20 protein-coding genes and 2 pseudogenes are annotated in these 20,997 nt (G+C 44.4%); 8 read left to right on the forward strand and 14 right to left on the reverse strand.

Going from position 1 to position 20,997, the window contains the following annotated elements; genetic code table 11:
• Window positions 1-522 (forward strand): annotated as a pseudogene (locus tag DWX62_RS09920) (hypothetical protein); the annotation flags it as partial.
• Window positions 523-1,341: 819 nt separating this feature from the next.
• Window positions 1,342-1,968 carry a Type 1 glutamine amidotransferase-like domain-containing protein gene (locus DWX62_RS09930; RefSeq protein WP_117830045.1) on the forward strand — a complete coding sequence of 209 codons (627 nt, stop codon included), beginning with the start codon at window positions 1,342-1,344 and terminating at the stop codon, window positions 1,966-1,968.
• A 293-nt stretch (window positions 1,969-2,261) separates the two neighbouring features.
• Here DWX62_RS09930 and DWX62_RS09935 read toward each other — a convergent pair whose 3' ends face one another.
• From DWX62_RS09935 to DWX62_RS09950, 4 genes are all read right to left on the reverse strand, one after another.
• Entirely contained in the window at window positions 2,262-3,017 is a 756-nt protein-coding gene (locus tag DWX62_RS09935; protein ID WP_120172817.1) for a hypothetical protein, read from the reverse strand.
• Window positions 3,018-3,052: 35 nt separating this feature from the next.
• Window positions 3,053-4,003, reverse strand: coding sequence for a relaxase/mobilization nuclease domain-containing protein (locus DWX62_RS09940; protein WP_120172791.1), 951 nt, complete (start codon window positions 4,001-4,003; stop codon window positions 3,053-3,055).
• Window positions 4,000-4,413 (reverse strand): plasmid mobilization relaxosome protein MobC, encoded by a 414-nt coding sequence (gene mobC, locus DWX62_RS09945; protein ID WP_120172792.1) that lies wholly within the window; start codon window positions 4,411-4,413, stop codon window positions 4,000-4,002. The genes DWX62_RS09940 and mobC overlap by 4 nt, the downstream gene beginning before the upstream one ends.
• Window positions 4,414-4,597: 184 nt before the next feature.
• Window positions 4,598-5,077 carry a DUF3408 domain-containing protein gene (locus tag DWX62_RS09950; RefSeq protein WP_120172793.1) on the reverse strand — a complete coding sequence of 160 codons (480 nt, stop codon included), beginning with the start codon at window positions 5,075-5,077 and terminating at the stop codon, window positions 4,598-4,600.
• Window positions 5,078-5,474: 397 nt separating this feature from the next.
• On the opposite strand from DWX62_RS09950, the gene DWX62_RS09960 reads away from it, so the two are divergent.
• Both DWX62_RS09960 and DWX62_RS09965 read left to right on the forward strand, forming a co-directional pair.
• Window positions 5,475-5,786 carry a helix-turn-helix domain-containing protein gene (locus tag DWX62_RS09960; protein ID WP_008656559.1) on the forward strand — a complete coding sequence of 104 codons (312 nt, stop codon included), beginning with the start codon at window positions 5,475-5,477 and terminating at the stop codon, window positions 5,784-5,786.
• Between the two features lie 82 nt (window positions 5,787-5,868).
• The gene (locus DWX62_RS09965) at window positions 5,869-6,177 is read left to right on the forward strand and encodes a helix-turn-helix domain-containing protein (RefSeq protein WP_008628594.1); all 309 of its coding nucleotides are present in this window, start codon (window positions 5,869-5,871) and stop codon (window positions 6,175-6,177) included.
• Window positions 6,178-6,505: 328 nt separating this feature from the next.
• Here the strand turns inward: DWX62_RS09965 and DWX62_RS09970 are convergent, their stop codons facing one another.
• The 3 genes from DWX62_RS09970 to DWX62_RS09980 all read right to left on the reverse strand — a co-directional run bounded on the left by DWX62_RS09970 (window position 6,506) and on the right by DWX62_RS09980 (window position 9,372).
• Complete coding sequence (locus tag DWX62_RS09970; protein WP_120172794.1) at window positions 6,506-6,868, reverse strand: hypothetical protein; 363 nt, start codon at window positions 6,866-6,868, stop codon at window positions 6,506-6,508.
• Window positions 6,771-8,075, reverse strand: coding sequence for a site-specific integrase (locus DWX62_RS09975; RefSeq protein WP_243636260.1), 1,305 nt, complete (start codon window positions 8,073-8,075; stop codon window positions 6,771-6,773). Before DWX62_RS09975 ends, DWX62_RS09970 begins: the two co-directional genes overlap by 98 nt.
• A 64-nt stretch (window positions 8,076-8,139) precedes the next feature.
• Window positions 8,140-9,372, reverse strand: coding sequence for a site-specific integrase (locus DWX62_RS09980; protein ID WP_120172795.1), 1,233 nt, complete (start codon window positions 9,370-9,372; stop codon window positions 8,140-8,142).
• Window positions 9,373-9,661: 289 nt separating this feature from the next.
• On the opposite strand from DWX62_RS09980, the pseudogene DWX62_RS09990 reads away from it, so the two are divergent.
• From DWX62_RS09990 to DWX62_RS10005, 4 genes and pseudogenes are all read left to right on the forward strand, one after another.
• Window positions 9,662-10,027: pseudogene (locus tag DWX62_RS09990) on the forward strand (hypothetical protein); the annotation flags it as partial.
• Window positions 10,028-10,040: 13 nt separating this feature from the next.
• Window positions 10,041-10,958, forward strand: coding sequence for a DUF3869 domain-containing protein (locus DWX62_RS09995; protein WP_005827850.1), 918 nt, complete (start codon window positions 10,041-10,043; stop codon window positions 10,956-10,958).
• A gap of 42 nt (window positions 10,959-11,000) precedes the next feature.
• Entirely contained in the window at window positions 11,001-12,125 is a 1,125-nt protein-coding gene (locus tag DWX62_RS10000; RefSeq protein ID WP_057097706.1) for an OmpA family protein, read from the forward strand.
• A 126-nt stretch (window positions 12,126-12,251) separates the two neighbouring features.
• Window positions 12,252-13,004: a YjbH domain-containing protein gene (locus DWX62_RS10005; RefSeq protein ID WP_057097705.1), complete on the forward strand. Its 753-nt coding sequence runs from the start codon at window positions 12,252-12,254 to the stop codon at window positions 13,002-13,004.
• Between the two features lie 82 nt (window positions 13,005-13,086).
• Here DWX62_RS10005 and DWX62_RS10010 read toward each other — a convergent pair whose 3' ends face one another.
• The 7 genes from DWX62_RS10010 to cysQ form a co-directional block, all read right to left on the reverse strand.
• Window positions 13,087-14,052 carry a PCMD domain-containing protein gene (locus DWX62_RS10010; protein ID WP_057088318.1) on the reverse strand — a complete coding sequence of 322 codons (966 nt, stop codon included), beginning with the start codon at window positions 14,050-14,052 and terminating at the stop codon, window positions 13,087-13,089.
• Window positions 14,053-14,077: 25 nt separating this feature from the next.
• The gene (locus DWX62_RS10015) at window positions 14,078-15,184 is read right to left on the reverse strand and encodes a sulfotransferase (protein WP_022402110.1); all 1,107 of its coding nucleotides are present in this window, start codon (window positions 15,182-15,184) and stop codon (window positions 14,078-14,080) included.
• 63 nt (window positions 15,185-15,247) lie between these two features.
• Window positions 15,248-16,720: a sulfate adenylyltransferase subunit CysN gene (gene cysN, locus DWX62_RS10020; RefSeq protein WP_022402109.1), complete on the reverse strand. Its 1,473-nt coding sequence runs from the start codon at window positions 16,718-16,720 to the stop codon at window positions 15,248-15,250.
• A 40-nt stretch (window positions 16,721-16,760) separates the two neighbouring features.
• On the reverse strand, window positions 16,761-17,672 hold the full coding sequence (gene cysD / locus DWX62_RS10025) for a sulfate adenylyltransferase subunit CysD (protein ID WP_005826557.1): 912 nt from the start codon (window positions 17,670-17,672) through the stop codon (window positions 16,761-16,763).
• 6 nt (window positions 17,673-17,678) lie between these two features.
• Window positions 17,679-18,284, reverse strand: coding sequence for an adenylyl-sulfate kinase (gene cysC / locus DWX62_RS10030; protein WP_005836053.1), 606 nt, complete (start codon window positions 18,282-18,284; stop codon window positions 17,679-17,681).
• A gap of 21 nt (window positions 18,285-18,305) precedes the next feature.
• Complete coding sequence (locus DWX62_RS10035; RefSeq protein WP_005826561.1) at window positions 18,306-19,859, reverse strand: SLC13 family permease; 1,554 nt, start codon at window positions 19,857-19,859, stop codon at window positions 18,306-18,308.
• Window positions 19,860-19,866: 7 nt separating this feature from the next.
• Complete coding sequence (gene cysQ / locus DWX62_RS10040; protein WP_005826562.1) at window positions 19,867-20,691, reverse strand: 3'(2'),5'-bisphosphate nucleotidase CysQ; 825 nt, start codon at window positions 20,689-20,691, stop codon at window positions 19,867-19,869.
• Window positions 20,692-20,997: the final 306 nt, after the last annotated feature.

Below are 20,997 nucleotides of genomic sequence, written 5' to 3' on the forward strand. Positions count from 1 at the left end.
GCAGAACGTGATGACTGGAATGTAAGCTATGAATTGGGTGATACTTGGAAAAATGCACGAAAAATAAAGTTGAAAAATAGTTCTTTGTTCAAGATTGATATATTGGTGTATCCGGAATTCTCTTTCAAGAACGTGATTATTACGCAGATTTATCAAATTCTATTTGATTTGAGCCCTGCAATAGAAATTTCGTTATGGAAGGGGATGAAAGCCACAGCACAAGTGAAGATACCGGTTTATAATGATGGATATGGAGCTCGGGAAGGAAAGGTTCATCCGGGTTTCCTAACTCTTTCACAACGTTTCAGGTTGCCTTATAATGTTTTTGGTAAATTCTCTGTAGGCTATTTTAGTGGTAACCGATATGGTGCTGATGTAGATTTCTTTCGCCCCTTTAAAGATGAACGTTTTTCTTTGTTGGCAAGAATAGGATATACGGGAGCTGGACGTTGGGACGGATTTAGGTTCCAATATGATCCTTCATTATGGCGTATGACGTGGTCTTTGGGTGGAAATTTATATTGCTAACTCGCTCTAAATTGGACTTTGATTGAAAATCAAGAAGTTGGGCGTTTGCCTATATTATATAGGTAACAATATGGAAACGAGCGGACTTCTGCTCGTTTCTGTATTTTGCAATATGCAAAGAACGCCTCAATTCGGGGACAAAGATACGATATTTTTCTAAATATCCAATGATTTACAAGAGGAATTTTATGGAAATTAGAACTTTTGCGTAAAATCTGATGCTTACCAACACAATATGCATCCAAAAAAAACAAACAGCAGGTATTCGGACATAGCTTATCCGAAAACCTGCTGCCATAACGTTTTATTGCTGACGATGATTCTGACATCGGCTTTTATGTACTGTTGCAATATTGGGGTATTTTGTCCCTATGTGCTCACAGTGGCTGTAGCCATAAAATAGTTGCCATCTTCCCTATGTATAAGTTTGGCATTATGGCTTATGATGTTGCAGTTATAAGATGCATTGTCGTTGCCATCGAAAGAAACATGAGCTGTCCTTGGCTCATCGAAAAGACGCAAATACTTAAAAAATCTCAAAACATTCTTTGTCCCCGATTAAATATCGTATCTTTGCAACCGAAAGAGTTCTTTGAATGGTTATGCAAATCACGGCAGGATGCTACATTCTGTATATTTCTAATTCGTAACCTCTTCTTTTTATGAGATAAAAACTTATCTCATTCTCAATTACTTATAAAAAATAAGTACTTTCGAAGAAAAAACTCTTCAATATTTAGACTTACTGACATAGAGCTGTCATAGAAGACGCTATCTTTGTATCAAAAAGTATTCAACTTAATATTATAAAATATGAAAAGATTATTTTTATGCTCATCATTTGCTGATGTTGCTAATCTATTTGTCGATTGTGCCAAAGAAGATTTGCAAGGGAAAATTATAGCTTTTATACCAACTGCAAGCCTTACAGAACCAATACGATTCTATGTAAAAAAGGGGAAAAAGGCTTTAGAAGAAGCAGGAATGATTGTTGAAGAAGTCGAGATTACCCAACTGTCCAAAGAGGAAATATCTTCTATATTACATAAATGCGATTATATCTACATAACAGGTGGAAATACATTTTTCCTTTTGCAAGAGTTAAAAAGAAAAGGTGTTGATAAAATTATATCTAAACAAGTGAAATTGGGTAAACTGTATATTGGGGAATCTGCCGGAGCAATAATAGCCTCTCCCGATGCAGAATATATGAGAAGTGTGAATTTTGATCCAATAGAAAAGGCTCCTGAATTGAAAGACTGTACTTCTTTAGATTTGGTCGATTTTTATACGATTCCCCATTATGGAAATTTTCCATTCAAGAAAAAAGGTGAAAAGATAGTTCAACTATATAATGAGAAGTTGCAGCTTATTCCTATAAGTAATAAACAAGCTGTTATTATTGAAGATTCAAATATTCAAATTAAAGATGCAAAATGAATAGAATAGACCGTATTTCTGCTATATTGATTCAGTTACAATCGCACTCGTTAGTGAAAGCACAGCAAATTTCAGAACGTTTTGTAGCATAGACGAGATGCCAAGAAAGCATATCAAAGCAGAATGCAGCAACAAGAACGGTTGGCAATTCGTTACCTCAAAATCGGACAGTCCTCCCAATGTCCTTATTATAAAGGGATAAAGATTATATTCCAAAATTACACTAAATAAATGAGAGGGGAATGTATTAAGTTTATTTCCCTCTCATTTAGTTTAGTTAGTTTCCAGAAACTTTATTTTGAGCTTTTCATAGCACGTTTTATGCGATTTGATTCTTGCAAAAGCTTATTGGCTATACTATCTTTATAAGTAGCCATTTCAACCATTTCATGATGATGGCGAATAGAATCCTCGTAGGCAGCAACACGATTTCTTACATCATCTATAACTTTCTCATCTCGGCAAACAGAAAAATGCTTTTCGATGTATCGAACATTGGGGTCGTCAGATGGAAGAACCATCTTCAATGCCCGATATTTCAAATCTGCTACCTCCCAAGCTTGATACTCTCGCCATTGGGCTAGGTTGCCCCAAATGGAGATGACAAGAGATAGAGCCAAGCCTCCAATGAAAAGAAGAACATACTTTGAAGTTGGCTCGAAGCGATGAGTCACTACTTTCTTCAGAGGTGTGTTATCCATTGAGTGAAGTTTGTCCTGCACATTTTTTGATGTGGCATTCAGCTCTTGTTTCACCTGATTAATGGTATCAAACAAGAGTTTGCTTCGCTGTTCATCTTTGCTTGCTTCTTTCTTGGTAAGGTCGGTAAAGATACAGATAGCCTCTCTTAATCTTACCAATTTGTCAATAGCTTCCCCTTCTTTTACAGCCATAGCAAGAATAGCTTTTTCAAGTTTGCTTGTATCAACACTTACAGAGACTGGAGTGCTTTCCGCCTCTGTATTCTTTGGTGAGGCAGAAAGTTCATCGACTTTCTGCTCCAATCTCTCAACTGTGCCGTAGATGGCTTCCAATAGTTCTTCTTTCATCTTTCTTTTGTTGTTTGAATGGTTTGTAACTTGCATCAAAGGCTAAAGCCTCTTCTGCGTTTCTTCTTTTTCTTCTTGGATGATTCGTCCTCAGGGAAAGACTCAAAGGTCTGAGCGTTGGCAGAAGCAAAAAGTCCAATGGAAGAAATGCCGTCCCAAGGGTCTTGGCTGCTATCCGACATGGATGGCTCATGGTTGCTCTTGTGATAGCCTTGCTCGTATTGCAGAGTAGAGTTGGATTTTGGTGATACATGGTTCTCCATTCCCTCAAACCTTGCATTCAGCTTGCCAAAGCTATAGCCTCGGCTAATCTGCGTACCCTTGAAACTATATCCGTCCTTACAGAATCGGATGCCTTGTACCTTGGTTCTCTCCTTGTCCTTATAGACAAGCTCCAAGCGAACACCTCGTTTTGCAAGTTCATTCTTGAACTTCTGCCAGCTATCTGCAACTTTTAAGGCATCTTTGACTGCATTGTGAATCTCGTATTTGGCACGTTCCGCATTGCGCAATCTGTGAGTGTTAGTCTTGCTCTTATCCGTTCCATAAGTCAGTCCATATTTGGATTTTAGAGCCTTGGTAACTTGCTCATTACGCCTGTAATCATTCCTGTCTGATATGAGCTTGCCCTCGTTATTGATGCGGTTATACACAATATGGCAATGTGGATTATCCGTGTTGTGATGCCTTACGATGATGAATTGGGTATCAGTGATGCCCATCATCTGCATGTATTCAAGGGCTATCTTAGCCATGAGTTCATCCGTCAAACGAGGCTTGTCTTCGGGCTTGAAGCTCAAGGCGATGTGTCCCACAGGCTTCTTAATCTTTGGATTTAGTTGCCTTTGTAGCTCGAAACTTTGCGCCATCTCAGTATTTGTACCGAGTAACACACCATCCGAGGCAAGGATTTTCGCCTCATCCTTGCCTGTAACATAGCGGATGCAACCACCAAATGAGCTGCCTTTCTTTAGCTTGCCTATCATGTGGTATCCTCCTTTCTGCCCATACTGCTTGGCTTCGGTTTATAACTTGCTTGGCGATACTCGCCAAGGATTTCTTTCAATCTTCTCAACAAGTCCACCACATACACATGAGTTTCATGGAAACCTCTCTGATGCGACAGCTTGGTAAGTTGGTTGAGGTTGTTTGCCATACCGATGAGGTTCTTGGCAATGGCAACCGTCTCTGTGTTGTGTCCGCTCACCACCTCACCGTTCAAGGCGGACTCACGGATGTACTCCGCCAACTTGCGGTTGGCTTTTCTCGCCCTCAGTCTCAAAGCCTCGTAGCTTGGCTTCGAGAACTTTACCGTGACAGACTTCGACAGCTTGCGAACCCTGCCTGTTGGCGGTCTTCCGCCCTTTCTCCTGTCCTGTTCCTGCATGCTTGTCATTCGATATACTGTTTACAGTTGGTACACTCACTTTCTGCGACCATCGGGAGCAAAGTTCCTCCGCCCTCATGGTGGAGCGAGGCGTTTTGGGGTTCCCAAAACATAACCTCGCTCCCTCTCAGAACACGTTAGTTGGAACTACAGCCTTTCAGCTATCCACGTCCAAGGTCGCAGACCTTAATTCTCACAATTTGCGCCAAGCCTCGAAGTCTTCTTCATAAAGGCTTAGGTGGTGGCGCACGATGTTCTCGATGATGCCCGATACGCTCATGCGCCTCCCTCCGAGGATGCGGACGACTCGATCAAGACGGTCTCGTACATCGGAACTGACGAAGACTGGCTTGCGGTCGTCAATCCTTGGAACTTGGAGGAAGGTCTGCTGATACTCCTCTAATGTCGCCTTGCGCTGCTTGCCACTGATGCGCTTCTGCGGATTCGGTGGCGATTGAACCTCGTTCGTCAGCTCGTCCTCCATGTTGGAGGTTGTTGCAGCCACATTCTCTGTCACAACTTCTAAATCGGAGTTCTCCACCTCTTCAAAGAAAGAGCTATGTTCTTGGGCATAGTCTTTACCATAAGTGGATGATTGAAGCGAAGCCACCACCTCCTGTGTCATTTTCTCCTGCTGTTCAGGAGACATTTTCGTTTCTTTTGTTCTTACCATAGCTTATGCTGTTTTATTTGTTAGTATAGTGGTCACGGTTTGCACCATTGACCGATTGTCGGGTGCAAAGTAAGTGTACTGAGTGCAGCCATGCAACTGATTGGGTGTAACGTGGCAATTTAGTTGTGGCTTGCTTATTTGCATACCGAGATAGTTGTGAGAACTTCAACGTATTTCTCAACTCATCATTGTTCATGTATTCGTTGCAGTCGTGCAAGTTTTTCTTGTTGTTTTTGGCGTTGAAGTCGGCAAACCCCGGCAACATACTGCCACAGAAATTGAAAACGCTTGTTTTTAGATTGCCGTGCCTTATCTTTGCACTCACAAACGTGGAGCACAGCATATGCGTGGAGCTTTGCGACATACAACATAGTATTAACTTAGAAAAAAGAAAAGTATGGGATTCATCGTATTCGAGGAAGAGGCATTCAACTATCTTGATGCCCAGTTGGAGAACTTCGTGAAGCGCATGGACAGAATCCGTGAGCGCAGTGAGGACAAGACCATGAACAAGTGGCTCGACACGCAGGACGTGTGTCAGACGCTCAACATCTGCCCACGGACAGTGCAGACGCTTCGGGACAACGGAACTTTGGCTTATACGCAAATCAGCCACAAGACCTACTACAAGCCGGAGGACGTGATGGCTATCGTAGCAGTAGTGGAGGACAAGAAAAAGGACATGCGCTTTCGCAAGCGCACAGGTTAGGCTGTCAATATACAACAGCCACTTTATCCAAAGCAGCAAGTAAACCGAGTAACGTAAGTATCAACTATAAAACGAGACAACTATGAGCAATGAAGTAATGACAAGAAACAGCGAGTGGATGAACCACATCGTGAACCACCTCAACCGAATGGTTGACAATTTTGAACGTGCCGTGATGAACTACCGCCCCATGCTTGGCGGTGAGCGCTTCATGACGGACAAGGAGCTTTGTGCCAGGCTGCAACTGAGCCGAAGAACCCTGCAGGACTACCGAAACAACGGTGTCATCCCGTATATCCAGCTTGGCGGAAAGATACTCTACCGCGAGTCCGACATTCAGAAGATTCTGATGGCTAACTATCGTGAAGCGTACAGAATGAAAGGTGTGTAGGAGAATGTCCTTGATGAGTGGGGTGAAATGAACAAGGCGACAACGTATAACTTACCGAGCGTGGTTGTTATAGGTTGTCGCCTCGTTTTATTGGCTATACCGAGTTGGTCGTGTTTGCCGAGTGTTCTCCGTATGGTCTGTATAAAATCTAATACCATGCTAAAACACACTGCGGTGGTTCGCCCAAGTGGCTGGAGGCGCAAAGCCTCCAAGGAACGTTGCTTTATGGCAGGGCTATGCCATTGCATTCTCTGTAAAGATACAGACCAGTTTAGTGCGGCTTTTTTAGAGGCGCAAAGCCTCCAAGGAACGTTGCTTTATGGCAGGTCTATGCCATTGCATTCTCTGTAAAGATACAGACCAGTTTAGTGCGGCTTGTCTGCTTGCCGATGACGGACTGCATGATGAACTCCCGAAAGGCTCTGCTCTCAATGCTGTCAATACGGAAGGCTACCGCAATGACGAGTTCAAGGCTATACACATCATAGCAGATGCGGTCGTTCTTCCTGACATGACGGCGTACACCCTGCTCTTTCAGAATGCCGTCCTTGAATACAGCCTTGACAGCCTTGCGCACATAGCAGCCGAATACATTATACATGTCGGCAATCTCCTGCATGGTCATCCATACAGTATCGGTCGGCATGGATACCGTTCCGCTCTCGCTGATAGTTATAACTCCTCTGTTCATTTTCCAATAGTTTTTCGTTCGACAATCTGTTCCTTTCTCGCTTGGCAATAAGCTTATCCATGTCATTTGAAATCTTCTGCTCCGTCACCTGCGCATAGACCTGTGTGCTTGTAATGTCTGCGTGTCCCATCATCTTGGCTATGCTGCCGATGGGAATGTCCTCGTTGAGCATCAAGACTCCGAATGTATGGCGGCTGGCGTGGAATCCCAACTTATTACTTATACCAAGCACCATTCCAAGGGTATGCACATCAAGATAGATGTCTTTCTTCTCACCCAGTGGAAAAACAGGCTTGCTGTCGTCCGTGGTATTGTAGAGCGAAAGAATCTTCTCGGCTATCGGATGGAGTGGTACGAAGAACTCCACGCCTGTCTTCTCTCTTTCCTTGCGGATGAACTTCCTACCATCGGAGTTCTCACTGATATGGTGAGGGTACAGTTTCTTTACATCTATATAGGATAAGGAGGTGAGCGAGGCAAAAATGAAACATCTGCGTGCAAGCTCCGTTCGCTCGTCAGCCATCGGGGTAGAGAGCATCTTGATGAAGTCTGCCTTGCTGATATGGGTCATCTTCGGGGCTGCCTTCTTCTCATACCCTATCTTGGCTATGGGATTGAAGCGGATAATGCTCCTGTCCACTGCCTTGTACATCAACATGTTCAGCCAGAGAAGGCAATGGTTCACGTAGCTGTCGATACGTCCCTGGTCTCGTTTCAGGAACAGCTTGTATTCCTCCCCGAAATTCTCGTCTATGTCCTCAAAGGCGATGTCGTCCTTATCCAACGAATGGACAAAGGCTCTCAGGTTCTTCTGCCATGTCCGCTTGTGCAGAAAGGTTTGTCTGGCTTTTGAGGTTCGATACCATTCCACGATGGTATCACCAAAGTTCAGCAAGAACCTTCCTGTCGTGTCCTTGTCCTTCAACACTGCCTTCAGCATTTCCACGGTGATGATGCCGTTGGCGGTAAGAAGTGAGTTGTATTTATCCTTGACCTCAGCAAGGAAACTTGCCAATCGTCCGTTGTCCCTTGCGTTCCGTACCTCTCCCTTCTTGGCGTTCCACTCCTGTGGGGTACAGGATATGCCTGTGGAAATGGCTGCACTTTTGCCGTCAACGGTGATGCGGCAAAGTATGTTGGCTGTTCCGTCTGCCTTCACCTTCTGTCTGTTGATGTAAGGCAAAATTGAAAATGTACTTCTGCTCATAGTTGTTGTCCTTATAATATAATAATGTAGTTGAAACTGTAAAAAGAAAAGTTGAAAGCCTTGTTCATAATGCGAGAATAAAGTCCTTCTCGGTTGCAGCGATGAACTTGTCCATGTCCTCAAACAGCTTCTTTTGGGTTACTCTCGCATACCGCTGCGTCATCTTCACATCCTTGTGACCGAGCATCTTGCAGATGGTCTCCATCGGCACACCAGCCTCCAGCGTAATGAGGCTGGCGAACGAGTGCCGTCCCGAATGGTAGGAATAGGTCTTGCTCGTTTCCGCCAGCTTGCAGATGGTGATGAGATCGATACGAACACGATTCGTGTTCAGCAATGGGAAAAGGGTATCTCTTGCCCCGTCCTCGTATTTCGCCATCAGCTCCAACGCCTCGGGCAGGAGTTTCACCCTGGCAAGTGTTCCGGTCTTCTTGCGGTTATAGATGAGCCATTTGTCGCCATCCTCCAACACCTTGACATTGGCTTTCGTGATGGAAACGGTGTCTATGAAGGCTGTTCCTGCATAGCAGGCGAAAAGAAACAGGTCACGGCTAACGGATAGTCTCGGCTTGTCTTCGGGCAGTTCCACATCACGGATTTTTATGAAATCAGACATGCTGAGAGCCTTGGGTGTCGTAACCCTTGGAGTGCCAACCCGATAATGGGCGAACAGCAGGTTCTTGCACAAGCCTCGCTCAAAGGCGATGCGGCACATCTTCTTGAAGAGCGACACATAGATGGTGATGGTTCCTGATGAAAAGCCTTTCTCGTCAAGCAGGTAATGGTGAAAGTCACTGATGAAAGGCTCGGTCAGCTGTCCGAAAGCCAAATCAGTCAACCTATACTTCTCCCCGATGAACTCAGCGAGATTCTTGCGAATCTTTCTGTAAGTCCAGACACTGCTCTTCGACATATCGATGCCCTCATGGGTGCTGAGTTCACTGATATGCTCGTCCACGAAGGAGAGAAGGGTGGTCTGTGTCTTGACGCTGCCCTGCAAAGCCTCCTTGACATCCTTAGCCTCGAAGTCCGTTCTCTTTTCCACAAGCACATCGAAAGCCTTTTGGATGGAAAGCAACAACTGCCCGATGTCCTTGTTGGTCTCCACGGCTTCCTTGCTCTTGCCCTCCAATCGGCTGGCACGAGGATTCCAAAGCGATGGAGTGCAAGACAACTTGCAGGAGAACTGCGCCATAGTCCTGTTCACCGTGATGCGTCCCATGATGGGAGCTTTTCCATTCTTGTCCATTCCGCTCTTTTTTAGGTAGAGCAACACCTTGAATTTTTCGATTTTCATAACGCTTACATTTTGAGTGTGCAAATATAATCATTTTGTAAGCGTTCCTTGATACACAAAGCATTGAGAATCAGTGCAATAAAATCCGTTGATGCACAAAGTTGCCTTTCCGCATTGTTACCTGCTTTGCATAGGTAACTGTGGCTCACGATTTAGTAACTGAACTACTTCAATATTCCTCACTCGCTTGCTTTATGTCGATTTGGCAACTTTGTGCAAATCTGCTCATTCCCAACTGTTTACGTTCCAACCTCTCTTATTCTCCTTTGGCTGCTTTAGAGCTTTATGTTACTATTGGCCACGATTTAATACACTGTTCACACTGAAGGCTGAACAGTATTTGTTGAAGGAAAAGGGGGGTCGGTTTGAAATGATCCGTCATTTCCGCTATTGTTCGATAGGCTTTTATGCGATGAAGGCGGAGCATGCCAAAGCAAATGGAGGATTTCGGTTTCAAGTGGCATTGCCTCCATACAAATATAAAAGAAGGGGGCATATCCCACGTGTGAATACTTCTACTAACATGGGCATTGCTTATAATGCGGGTAATGAAAGGTATTATTATAAGGACTATAAGGCAGAAGCAAGTGATAATATAATGGAAAGAAATAGTTTTAACCCATATTTTATTAAGTCAGAATTGTTAAATTTTTAATTAATTAATTGAGATGAAAAAGAAAATTTTTTTAAGTGGCGTAAATGCTAAATTAGCATTGGCGGCAGTGGCTTTGACAAGTGTGATGTTCACAAGCTGCGAAAAAGAAGAATTCAATGTTGCGCCTGTAGAATTGGACCCTGCAAGTGCTACTGTTGCTATTACTGTATATGATTTATCAGATGGTTCTATCATAAATGGTGCAAGCATTACAGAAAATGGTGCTGCTATTACTAGCAATCCTTTCGTAATTGAAGCTGGTTCAGATGGAAAGATTGCTGCTGCAACAAGAACTTTTGCAGCTACAAAAGACGAGTATCTGTCTGGAGAAGGCCAAGCTACTGTTCCTGCTTTGAATAAAGGACAATTTGCTTTGATTCCGGTAAGTATTTTCTTGCAACAAGAACTGAATGCTGCTGAAGATGTTGTTGTTGATCAGGATGAGGAAACTATTACCCCTAGTGAAGTTGGAGGAGAACAAAAAGGTGGTGAAAATACAAGTAGTAAAGAAAAAGAAATGGATCTGCCATATACAGCAAAAGTTGGACAAGAAGTTACTAATATTGCTGCTGTAAATGCATCGATTGATGCTATGCCTATAACTAGAGGATTGTCTGATGATGAAGTAAAAAAGGTGTTGAAAGCATTGGTTAAATCATATAGCCCGGGTATCACAGATGTAACTTATACTAAGAAAGTAACAGTTCCTGCTTATACTATTGTAACTTTGAAGACTACTACAGAATACGAAACTTCTGATAATACAATCTCTACAGTGGTGGATGGCAAACTGTACACTATTCCTAATGTAAAGATTAAGAAGGTAGTTAAGACTGTTGTAGATCCAGTCTTTACTTCAACTGAACATGGTCATGGTCACGGTCATGGCAATGGTAACAATGCCGGTGGTGGTGACGGTGCTGCTGAATAATAATAGTTTTAGTTATTATTTTAATTTTAAACTAAAGGAATAATGAAAAGTAAATTAGTAATAGCCTCCTTATTATTAGCAGGCGCTTGTGCAGCAAATCTGAATGCACAAGAAAAAACGAACTACTACACTCCGAAATGGAGCGATAATATTTTCGTGAGTGTAGGTGGTGGTGTCCACGCTATCAACAATGATGGTTTCAATAAATTGGCTCCGCATTTCAGCGTATCAGTTGGTAAGTTGATTACTCCGACATGGGGTGTACGTGCCCAGTTCAATGGCGTTACTCAGCACTTGTGTCTGGATAACTCATATTGGGAACACAATAAGACGTACTTTGGTGGTAACATTGATGCAATGATCAATCTTTCTACATTGTTCGCAGGCGTTAATCCTAACCGTTTCTTTGAAGTTTATGGATTCTTGGGTCCTCAAGTAACTGTTGCAAAGTCAGCAAATGTGCTGATTCAAAACGATGGAACAATGATTCCTGATGGAGATGAAAAGGCTAGAGCACGTGTAGGCGCTTCTGCCGGTTTGGGCTTGAAGTTCAATATCAACACCAAGTGGACCATTGACGTAGAAGCTCGCGGTGCCATCGCTCCGTCCATTTTCGGTAATATCAGCAGCCATCGCAAGGCTGAAGGTACAGGTATGCTGACCGCAGGTGTTAGCTACATCTTCGGCGGTAAGAAGTTCGTTCCGGTTTCTAAGATTGACGAAGACGCAGTCAATGCGGAAATCAACAGATATAGAAGTGAACTGGCTCAGGCTCAGGCTGACCTGGCTAACTGCAAGAATGCACTGGCCAACGCTAAACCTGAAGTTAAGGAAGTGACCAAGGAAGTTGAAGTTGCCGGTCCGCGTGCCATCTTCTTCAAGATTGGCAGCGCCCGTCTGGACGACTATGGCAAGGTTAACATCCAGTTGGCTGCCAAGATTCTGAAGGCTAATCCGGATAGGAAGTACAAAGTTGCCGGTTATTGCGATAAGGCTACCGGTAGCGCTTCTTGGAACCAGAAACTGTCTGAAAAGCGTGCTCAGGTTGTTTACGATGCTTTGATTGCAGAAGGTGTAAGTAAAGACCAACTTGAGCTCGTAGGATTCGGAGGTACTGAAAACATGTTCGGCAAGAACTTCCTGAACCGTGTAGTTATCCTGGAATAATAACTCCAAGTGACAAATAGACTCTAAAAATGAAGGCGTCTGGGACTCAGACGCCTTTTTTTGGTACTATGTCCGATGCATGTCATAAAGCAATCCATTTTTTATCAGCGACTGAATTTATATGTGATGATGAAGTTTAAGCTATTCTTTATCGTTCTGTTTTGCAGCCTTTCCCTCTCGGCCTTTTCCCAGTTGTCGTATGGTACGACCGGGCTGTTGCATGCACCCTCTGCGGAGATGCAGCGTGACAAGACTTTCATGGTTGGCGGTAACTTCCTGAACAAGGAGCTCACACCACCCACCTGGTACTATCATACCTACAACTACTTCCTGAATGTCACAGTCTTTCCCTTTCTGGAAGTGGCCTACACGTGTACACTTTTCAAGGCGGAGGCGTTGGGATTGAAGCCATACGGATACAGCGGATTCACGAACCAGGACCGTTACTTTTCCGCCCGACTGCGTGTGTTGAAGGAGGGGCAGTTCTGGAAATACATGCCGGCTGTCGTGCTGGGGACGTCCGACCCGTTCACTTCTTCCGGAGGGGGGCAAGTCGGCACCACGGAAGGTAACGGATATTACAGCCGTTTCTACATTGCCGCCTCCAAGCATATACCCGTTGTGGGTAAAGAGGAGATTGGTGTCCATCTTTCCTACCTTTACAACAACCGCAAGGAGTACAAGCTGAATGGCTTTGCACTGGGTGTCACCTACAATCCGTCCTTCCATCCGCAGCTGAGGGTGATAGCGGAATATGACTCCAAGGACTTTGCCTTGGGAGCCACCTATCTGTTGTTCAAGCATCTGCATGTGCAGGTGGAAATGCAGAGGATGAAATATTTCAGTGGAGGGCTGACATACAAAATTCATCTGAAATAAGAAATAAGAAGTAACCCAAAGTCTCAGTGACTCCATTAAAAAAGCAGCTAAAGTATGACATCCAACTTTAACTGCTTTTATTCTAATATACCAATTTTACATTGTCAATCCACAACGAATTACCGGGAGAACCTATGTAAGCACCGCCATGGCTGGAGGTAAACTGTAACAACAAATGAGTAGGCACATCATCTTCCGTTCCCCAGGCAACCTCCTTAATAGGTACGCTCTCTCCTTTACTATTAACTGCATAGCGTTCTTCAACCTGAAGACGCATCATGTGGGCCTTGTACGCAGGGTCACCGGTAATATCACCGTACATGATGGAATAAGTGGCATTATTATGCCAATCGGTAGTAGTATAATATCTTACGACCATCGTTCCTACGCGCTTGGCATAGATATTCCCCTTCTCATCTTCCCAACGCTTTTGCAGAAACAGATTCACTTCCGGGAAGTCCTTTCCTTCCACATCTGTGATACGGCTAAAGCCCGTTGCACGAATACGCTTCTCGCGGTCGGACATCTTTACTTTATAATCAAACTGTATGGCGATAGGTTTCTTTGTAAACGGTATGCCGGAATTCAGCATTTTCTGCGGATTTTTGGTTCCCTTGATAGGTTCGTGCACCTCACCCAGAAACATAGAGCCGGCAGCCAGCACCGTGATATCCACTATTCCAAAAACCTTCACACTTTCCATACGGGTGTCCATGCGGGCGCAGAAACCATCCCCTCGCTTTTCCGGAAAAACAGAAGTATTAGTTTTCGTGATACCGGCTACCCGGGCCATCACATTGGATGTCGCCCACGGCGAACCTCCCATATTCTTGTATGCCTTGGTTTCGGTGACAGTAGCAGTAGGGCCGATGGCATACACATTCTTCGTGGCACCGCCAATAATACCGGATTCCTTGATTTGGCGGTCAATCCATTGATCCATATTTCCGAAAGGAATCATCTCTACCTCGTGCTGCTGCGCAGAAACGGCTCCGCAACAAAGCATGGCAGACAGCACTCCCAACATACGAATTTTCTTTTGAATCATTTCTCTCATTGATAATTGACAATCATTATAAATCGTACTTCCACTGTTCCAGCGCAAAATTCCAGTTATCCTGAACCAACTGCACTGTACGCTCATCATACTTGTATTTATTCTTCTTATATCCTTTCTTTCCGCCTACATACTTCTCAATATCGGCACGCGCCTCTGCAAAGCCCGGAATGGACAAAGCCTTGTAGATATGTTCAGTCATTCCCATTGCGTCCGCTTCGAAGTCCTCAAACTTCACCTCTATCAAGTTTCCTTCAGGAATGCATGCCTTGTCCGCTTCGTACTTATGATACAGTTTGGCATAAATGGACAAAATATTCTTCTCAAGCTCCTCATGACTGATATCCTGCAGTTTCAACGGCTGAATGGTGTTAGTAAAGAAACTACGTGTGCTTTCGAAAACAGTATAAGGATTACGCATCAGATAGATAAACTTGGCATTGGGGAACATCTTGACAAGCTCTTTCACACGTCCCGTATGAGGCGGATTCTTACTAAGAAACTGGGTTCCGTTCGTATTCCAAAGAGAAATCTTTATCAGTTTGACGAAAGTCTCCTCAAATACTTTCAGCTCTTTCTCTGTGATGTCATCAAACAGCAGGTATTTATCGGCATACTCTTGCTGATATTCGGGCAGGAACCAGAAATTATAATAGGTGTAGGGCATCATATTTGCCAAAGCAAACTCCTCTTCTTGCGGAAGGTCAACGGCAAGTTCCATATTGTCCGTGGGACGTTTGTCCGGCATCAACCAACTCATGTTCTTCTTGAAGAAAGGCTGCCCCCACATCATAAGATGCGGAAATACAGTCTGGTATGTCGTGTTGTAGCCGAAATGCTTGTCGCAGGAGAAAACATTATGCACAAACGTAGTTCCGCTACGCCAGTGTCCCAAAATGAATACCGGATCATGCTCCAAGGGCTTATCTGCCAGAAGCTTTTCATAGCGTCTGTCCTGCAGAGGAGCCAAAGTGGACAGCAGGCGGCAGACAGCTTTTGTTAGCCGATACTTGCCTTTGTAGGCAGCACCGATGTCACGACCGCCCGTTATATCCTTGAATGTTTTCCAATCCGCACCTACCAGGGTGTTTATCGGAAGCTTATTGAATTCTAACAATCCCATTATTATCTTTATATTAATATGTTATGGTTTTCTTCCGGTGATACCGAGAGAGAACTGCAATACTTATAAAGAAGTACTGCACTCTATCCGTACGGCCACGCCCTGGCGTTCCAGCTCTTTCACAGCCTTTTCTATAGCTTCGTAATGTTCGGGAGCTATACCCAGCTTAGGCAAATTCAGCATAGGCAGGTCCTCAGCTAAGTGCATGTCCTTATCCTCCACCCTATCGATAATCATACCTACAGCACTGGTATTGTTGGTTATCGGGTCTATCAGGATGAACGAACCGGTAGCCTTATTCTGCCGATAAGGGTCAAAGAAAAGCTCTTTGGCAGTGGTCAGCACCACACGCGCAATCTGATTGAGCTGCATCGGCAATGTTTCCTTGCTCAACTTTCCATTGTCAATGGAAAGATGCTCCATCGTATTGACATCCACCTTATACTTGATACTGTCGATGCGAGTACGGCTTATATTGGTGGTCTGTTTGATGAAGAATGATTTGTTGATATCCATCGGCTCTTCATCCATCCAAACCAGCATCGTTTCAAAATTGCGGTCCATGACGGGCAGGTTATCCGGATGTACCAGCATTTCCCCTCTCGACACATCTATCTCGTCTTCCAGAGTCAGGGTGACGGACTGGGGCGGAAAGGCGTAATCCAATTCGCCGTCGTATGTAACTATACTCTTGATATGCGACTTCTTACCGGAAGGCAATGCCATCACTTCATCTCCCTTACGAATAATACCCGAAGCCACCTTACCGCAAAAACCACGGAAATCGAGATTGGGGCGCAAGACGTATTGAATCGGGAAACGAAAATCCTTCAAATTATGGTCGTTGTCAATATGTACCGTCTCCAGAAAGTCAAGAAGTGAAATACCCTCATACCAAGGAGTACGTTCCGATTTCTCCACCACATTGTCGCCATCCAAAGCTGACAGCGGAATGCAGTTTACGTCAGGAATACCCAATGGAGCTATAAACTTCCGATATTCATCGACTATCTCATTAAAACGTTCTTCGGAAAAATCCACCAGGTCCATCTTATTGACAGCAAGCACCACATGCTTGATGCCAAGCAACGACACCAGAAAAGTATGCCGGCGCGTCTGCGTAATGACACCCATACGTGCATCCACCAGAATAATTGCCAAGTTAGCTGTAGAGCCCCCGGTAATCATGTTGCGTGTGTACTGCTCGTGTCCCGGAGTATCGGCAATGATAAACTTACGGTTGTTGGTCGAGAAGTAGCGGTATGCCACGTCGATGGTGATGCCTTGTTCGCGCTCTGCCTTCAAGCCGTCCAGCAAAAGGGCGTAGTCAATGTGGTCGCCGGCATTTCCCATGCGCTTGCTGTCGCGTTCCAGTGCGTCCAGCTGATCCTCATATAGTTTCTTGCTGTCGAACAACAGACGGCCTATCAATGTGGATTTTCCGTCATCCACAGAACCGGCAGTCAGTAAGCGCAATAAGTCTTTCTGCTCATCCTTATCAAGAAAAGCCTTTATATCAAGTGTAGAATCGTTCATCCTTAATGATTTAATTTTTAATTCTTAATTTTTAATTCCTTTAGAAGTATCCCTCGCGCTTCTTCTGCTCCATGCTTGCGTCTTGGTCGAAGTCAATGACACGGGTCGTCCGTTCACTCTTGGTGGTGGTCATCATTTCCTCGACAATCTTCTCGATGGTATCGGCATCGCTTTCCACAGCACCGGTCAACGGCCAGCAACCCAGCGTACGGAAACGCACCATACGCATCTTTATCTGGTCGCGGTACTGTTCAGGCAAGCGGTCGTCATCCGCCATTATCAGATTTCCGTCAATCTCCACACAAGGACGTTCCTTGGCAAAATACAACGGCACAATAGGAATATTTTCCAAACGTATATATTGCCAGATGTCCAGCTCCGTCCAATTACTTAACGGAAATACTCGGATACTCTCTCCTTTATGTACCCGGGCATTATAAATATCCCACAATTCGGGACGCTGATTTTTGGGGTCCCATTGATGGAACTTGTCACGGAAGGAGAAAATACGCTCTTTGGCACGTGACTTCTCCTCGTCGCGACGAGCACCACCGAATGCCGCATCAAACTTATACTTATCCAATGCGTGGAGCAAAGCCTGCGTTTTCATCAGGTCCGTATGCACCTTGCTGCCATGCGTAAAAGGCCCGACACCTGCATTGAAAGCTTCCATATTGCTTTCCACTATCAGGTTCCAACCATACTTCTTGGCATACTCGTCACGGAACTGTATCATCTCCTTAAACTTCCACTTGGAATCGATGTGCATCAACGGGAACGGCACTTTGCCGGGAGCAAACGCCTTTTCGGCCAAGCGCACCATAACCGAAGAATCCTTGCCGATACTATACAGCATCACCGGATTTTCAAACTCCGCTGCCACTTCACGGATAATATGAATGGACTCTGCTTCGAGTTCCTTCAAATGGCTCAATTTATATTCTTCTTTCATTATATCTTATTTCTTCTGAATTCTTGGTAAAATGAGTTCCAACAGTTTATTGACCGATTCTTCCAGGCTGAGAACAGAGGTATCCAACGTCAGAGCCGGATGAGCCGGTTCCTCAAAAGGCGCGGAAATACCTGTAAAATTCTTGATTTCTCCCTTACGTGCCTTGGCATAAAGTCCCTTCACGTCACGGCGTTCACACTCTTCAAGCGGGGTACTGACATAAACTTCCAGAAAATCGTCTTGTCCGATAATATCAGCCGCCATTTCACGAATATCGTTATTAGGACTGATAAAAGCCGCGATTGTTATAACACCCGTATCAAGAAAGAGTTTGGAAACTTCGGCTATACGCCGGATATTCTCCACACGGTCGGCCTCCGTAAAACCGAGGTTATTGTTGATGCCACTGCGGATGTTGTCACCATCCAGGATACGGCAAAGCAATCCTCTTTTATGAAGTTCGCGCTCCAAGGCAATGGCTATCGTACTTTTGCCGGAGCCGCTCAAACCGGTAAACCAAACCATCACGCTGTGCTGCTTCAACAAGTCTTCTTTGTCTTTCCGCATCAGCATTTTGTCAAATATCGGATATATGTGGTTGTTTTCTTCCATATGTTATTATTTCTTCTTTTTTTAAAATGGCCAAATTAAAGGAATCAAGAAAATGGATATCAGGAAAGTAATGATATTCAAAGGTAACCCGATGCGTACAAAATCCGTGAACTTATAGTTACCGATACCTTGTACAATCAAATTAGTCTGATACCCTATAGGAGTGGAGAAGCTGGCAGAAGCCGCCATACAAATTACAACGAAGAAAGGCATCGGACTGACTCCCATCTGTGAAGAGATGGAAAGTGCCAACGGGAAAGCGAGTGCCGCGGCCGCATTGTTCGTAATCAGTTCTGTAAACAAGTTCGTTATGATAAACACAGCAGCCAGCAACACGTGGGGGCCATAATGATGGCTCATGCCTATAATGAAACGCGCCACAGCATCTGCCACTCCGGAATTCACCATCGCCTTGCTGATAGCAAAAGCACAAGCAATCGTTATCAGAATATCCCAAGATATATATTTGGTATACTTGCGGGCCGGAAATATCTTTGTCCAGGCCATAATGATAGTAGTAATGGAAACGAAGAAAAACATATCCAACTTGATTTCCGGAAAAGCTTCCTTGACAACCGGAAGTTCACCAACCGTTGCACCCACTATCATCAATATCAGCAAAACCAAGGCAAACCAGCGCTTTCCCTTTCCGGGCACCGGTTCCGTATCCTTGCCATTGGCCAGCAACACGAACACCGAAGATTCCCCCCAGGTCTTTACAAAAGAGTCATCAGCCATCACCACCAGCGTATCCCCTTCGCGGAGATATTCATTTTCCAGATTTCCGACAATGCTCTGACCGCTACGCTTAATCTCCTTCACTTCGGCCCCATAATGCCGCTTGAAGTTAAAATCACCAAGTTTCTTGTTGATACCGGGAAAACGGGCGCCGAGTACAGCTTCCACCCGATGTAAATCTCCATGCTCCTCCGGTTCCTCATCCAGCTTTACCGCATCCGTACGAACATCCGGCAAAAGCCTTGAGGAAAAAGCGAACAGATAAAGGATGCCTGCAATCGCGACGAAAATGCCCACTTTACCCAACTCGAACATAGTAAAGCCTTCATATCCGGCTTCCAATATCATACCATGCACCACCAGATTGGTCGACGTCCCTATCAGGGTGCAGATTCCGCCAAGTATCGTCACATAAGAAAGGGGTATAAGGAACTTGGTAGCAGGCAATTTTACAGATTCGGCCCAACGCTTGATAATGGGAGCAAAGATAACAACCACCGGAGTATTGTTTAGAAAAGCTGAAATAAAAGCAATGGTGGGCAACATACGGAACTGCGCTTTAAAGACCGTAGTCTTACCTTGGGGAAGCAGCTTCTTGATTACTTGCCCCAAAGCACCCGATTGCCTGATGCCTTCACTGACCAAAAACAGCATGGCAACAGTCATCATCCCCTTATTACTGAACCCTTCCAGCATCTCCTTAGGAGTGAGGATACCTGCACACAAGAACAATACTACGACAGAAAAGAGCACCATGCCCGGACGCATTTTATCCAGAACCAAGGCAATCACCATGCCCAACAATGCCAGCAGCACAAACAATATCTCAAATGTCATAAAGTCGTTATTTTATTTCAGTATGCTTGGGTTCTACGATAAACCACGGATTCAGCAAATCCTCCTTATTATATTGCAAAGGTTCTTCCTTCCCCGCCTGATAAATTTCCATTCCGGCAGCACGTGCAATAGCATGCCCAGCCGCCGTATCCCATTCCATCGTAGGGGCAAAACGAGGATATACATCAGCCTTGCCTTCAGCTACCAGACAAATCTTGATGGAACTTCCACTTGATATAAGCTCAACTTCCGCATGGCTGCATTTCATTTTCTCGATATAATCTTCTGTCTCGGGCGTCAGATGCGAACGGGAAGCCACAATTACAAACCGTTCGTGCACGCTTGTTTCCGGCAGCCGAACAGCTTTCGCAAGCAGTTCATCCCACGACATTCCATCACGTGCAGTAATACCGGATAGCTTATAAGCACCCGAATCATGCACTCCAAAATAGAGCTCCTTTTTTACCGGCACATAAATGACTCCCATTACCGGTACTGAGTGATGCACCAAAGCTATATTCACTGTGAACTCACCGTTCCTCTTGATGAACTCCTTCGTACCGTCCAAAGGGTCTACAATCCATAAAGTTTCCCAACTCCGTCGTTCCGAAAAAGGCAAATGTTTGCCTTCCTCGCTTAGCAGAGGGAAAGGTGTATCAGCCAAAAAACGGCAGATAGTTTCATGAGCCTTACGGTCGGCAATAGTAAGAGGAGAATTATCCGCTTTTTTTTCTACCTGAAAATCCGATGCCGGATCATCGTAAATGGAAAGAATTTTCTCGCCAGCCTGCAAAGCGGCATCAATCGCATTCAGTATATATCGTCGTTCCATACTATATTCTTCTCAAAGATAAAGCACAAAATTAAAAACTTTTTCAGGTCTAAAAGTTTCCACCTCTTGTTTTATAACTTCTTTTAAACGAAAGAGAGAATATTATAAGCACTTTTCACAATCAGAAAAATCAATCCGGAGCAGAGAAATAGAGTGAAATATTCACGAAGGAAGAGGAACTAAAGAGACTGTGACAACATGAGTTTATCTGGGTCTTTTCTCAATTAGTCCGTTAGTTCACAGTACTGAACACTTTGTTTCAACCTTTAAAAACAAGTTGTTTCAGTATATAAAAACATTTTGTTT

This window comes from Bacteroides sp. AF20-13LB, assembly GCF_003603065.1.
Taxonomy (GTDB): domain Bacteria; phylum Bacteroidota; class Bacteroidia; order Bacteroidales; family Bacteroidaceae; genus Bacteroides; species Bacteroides uniformis.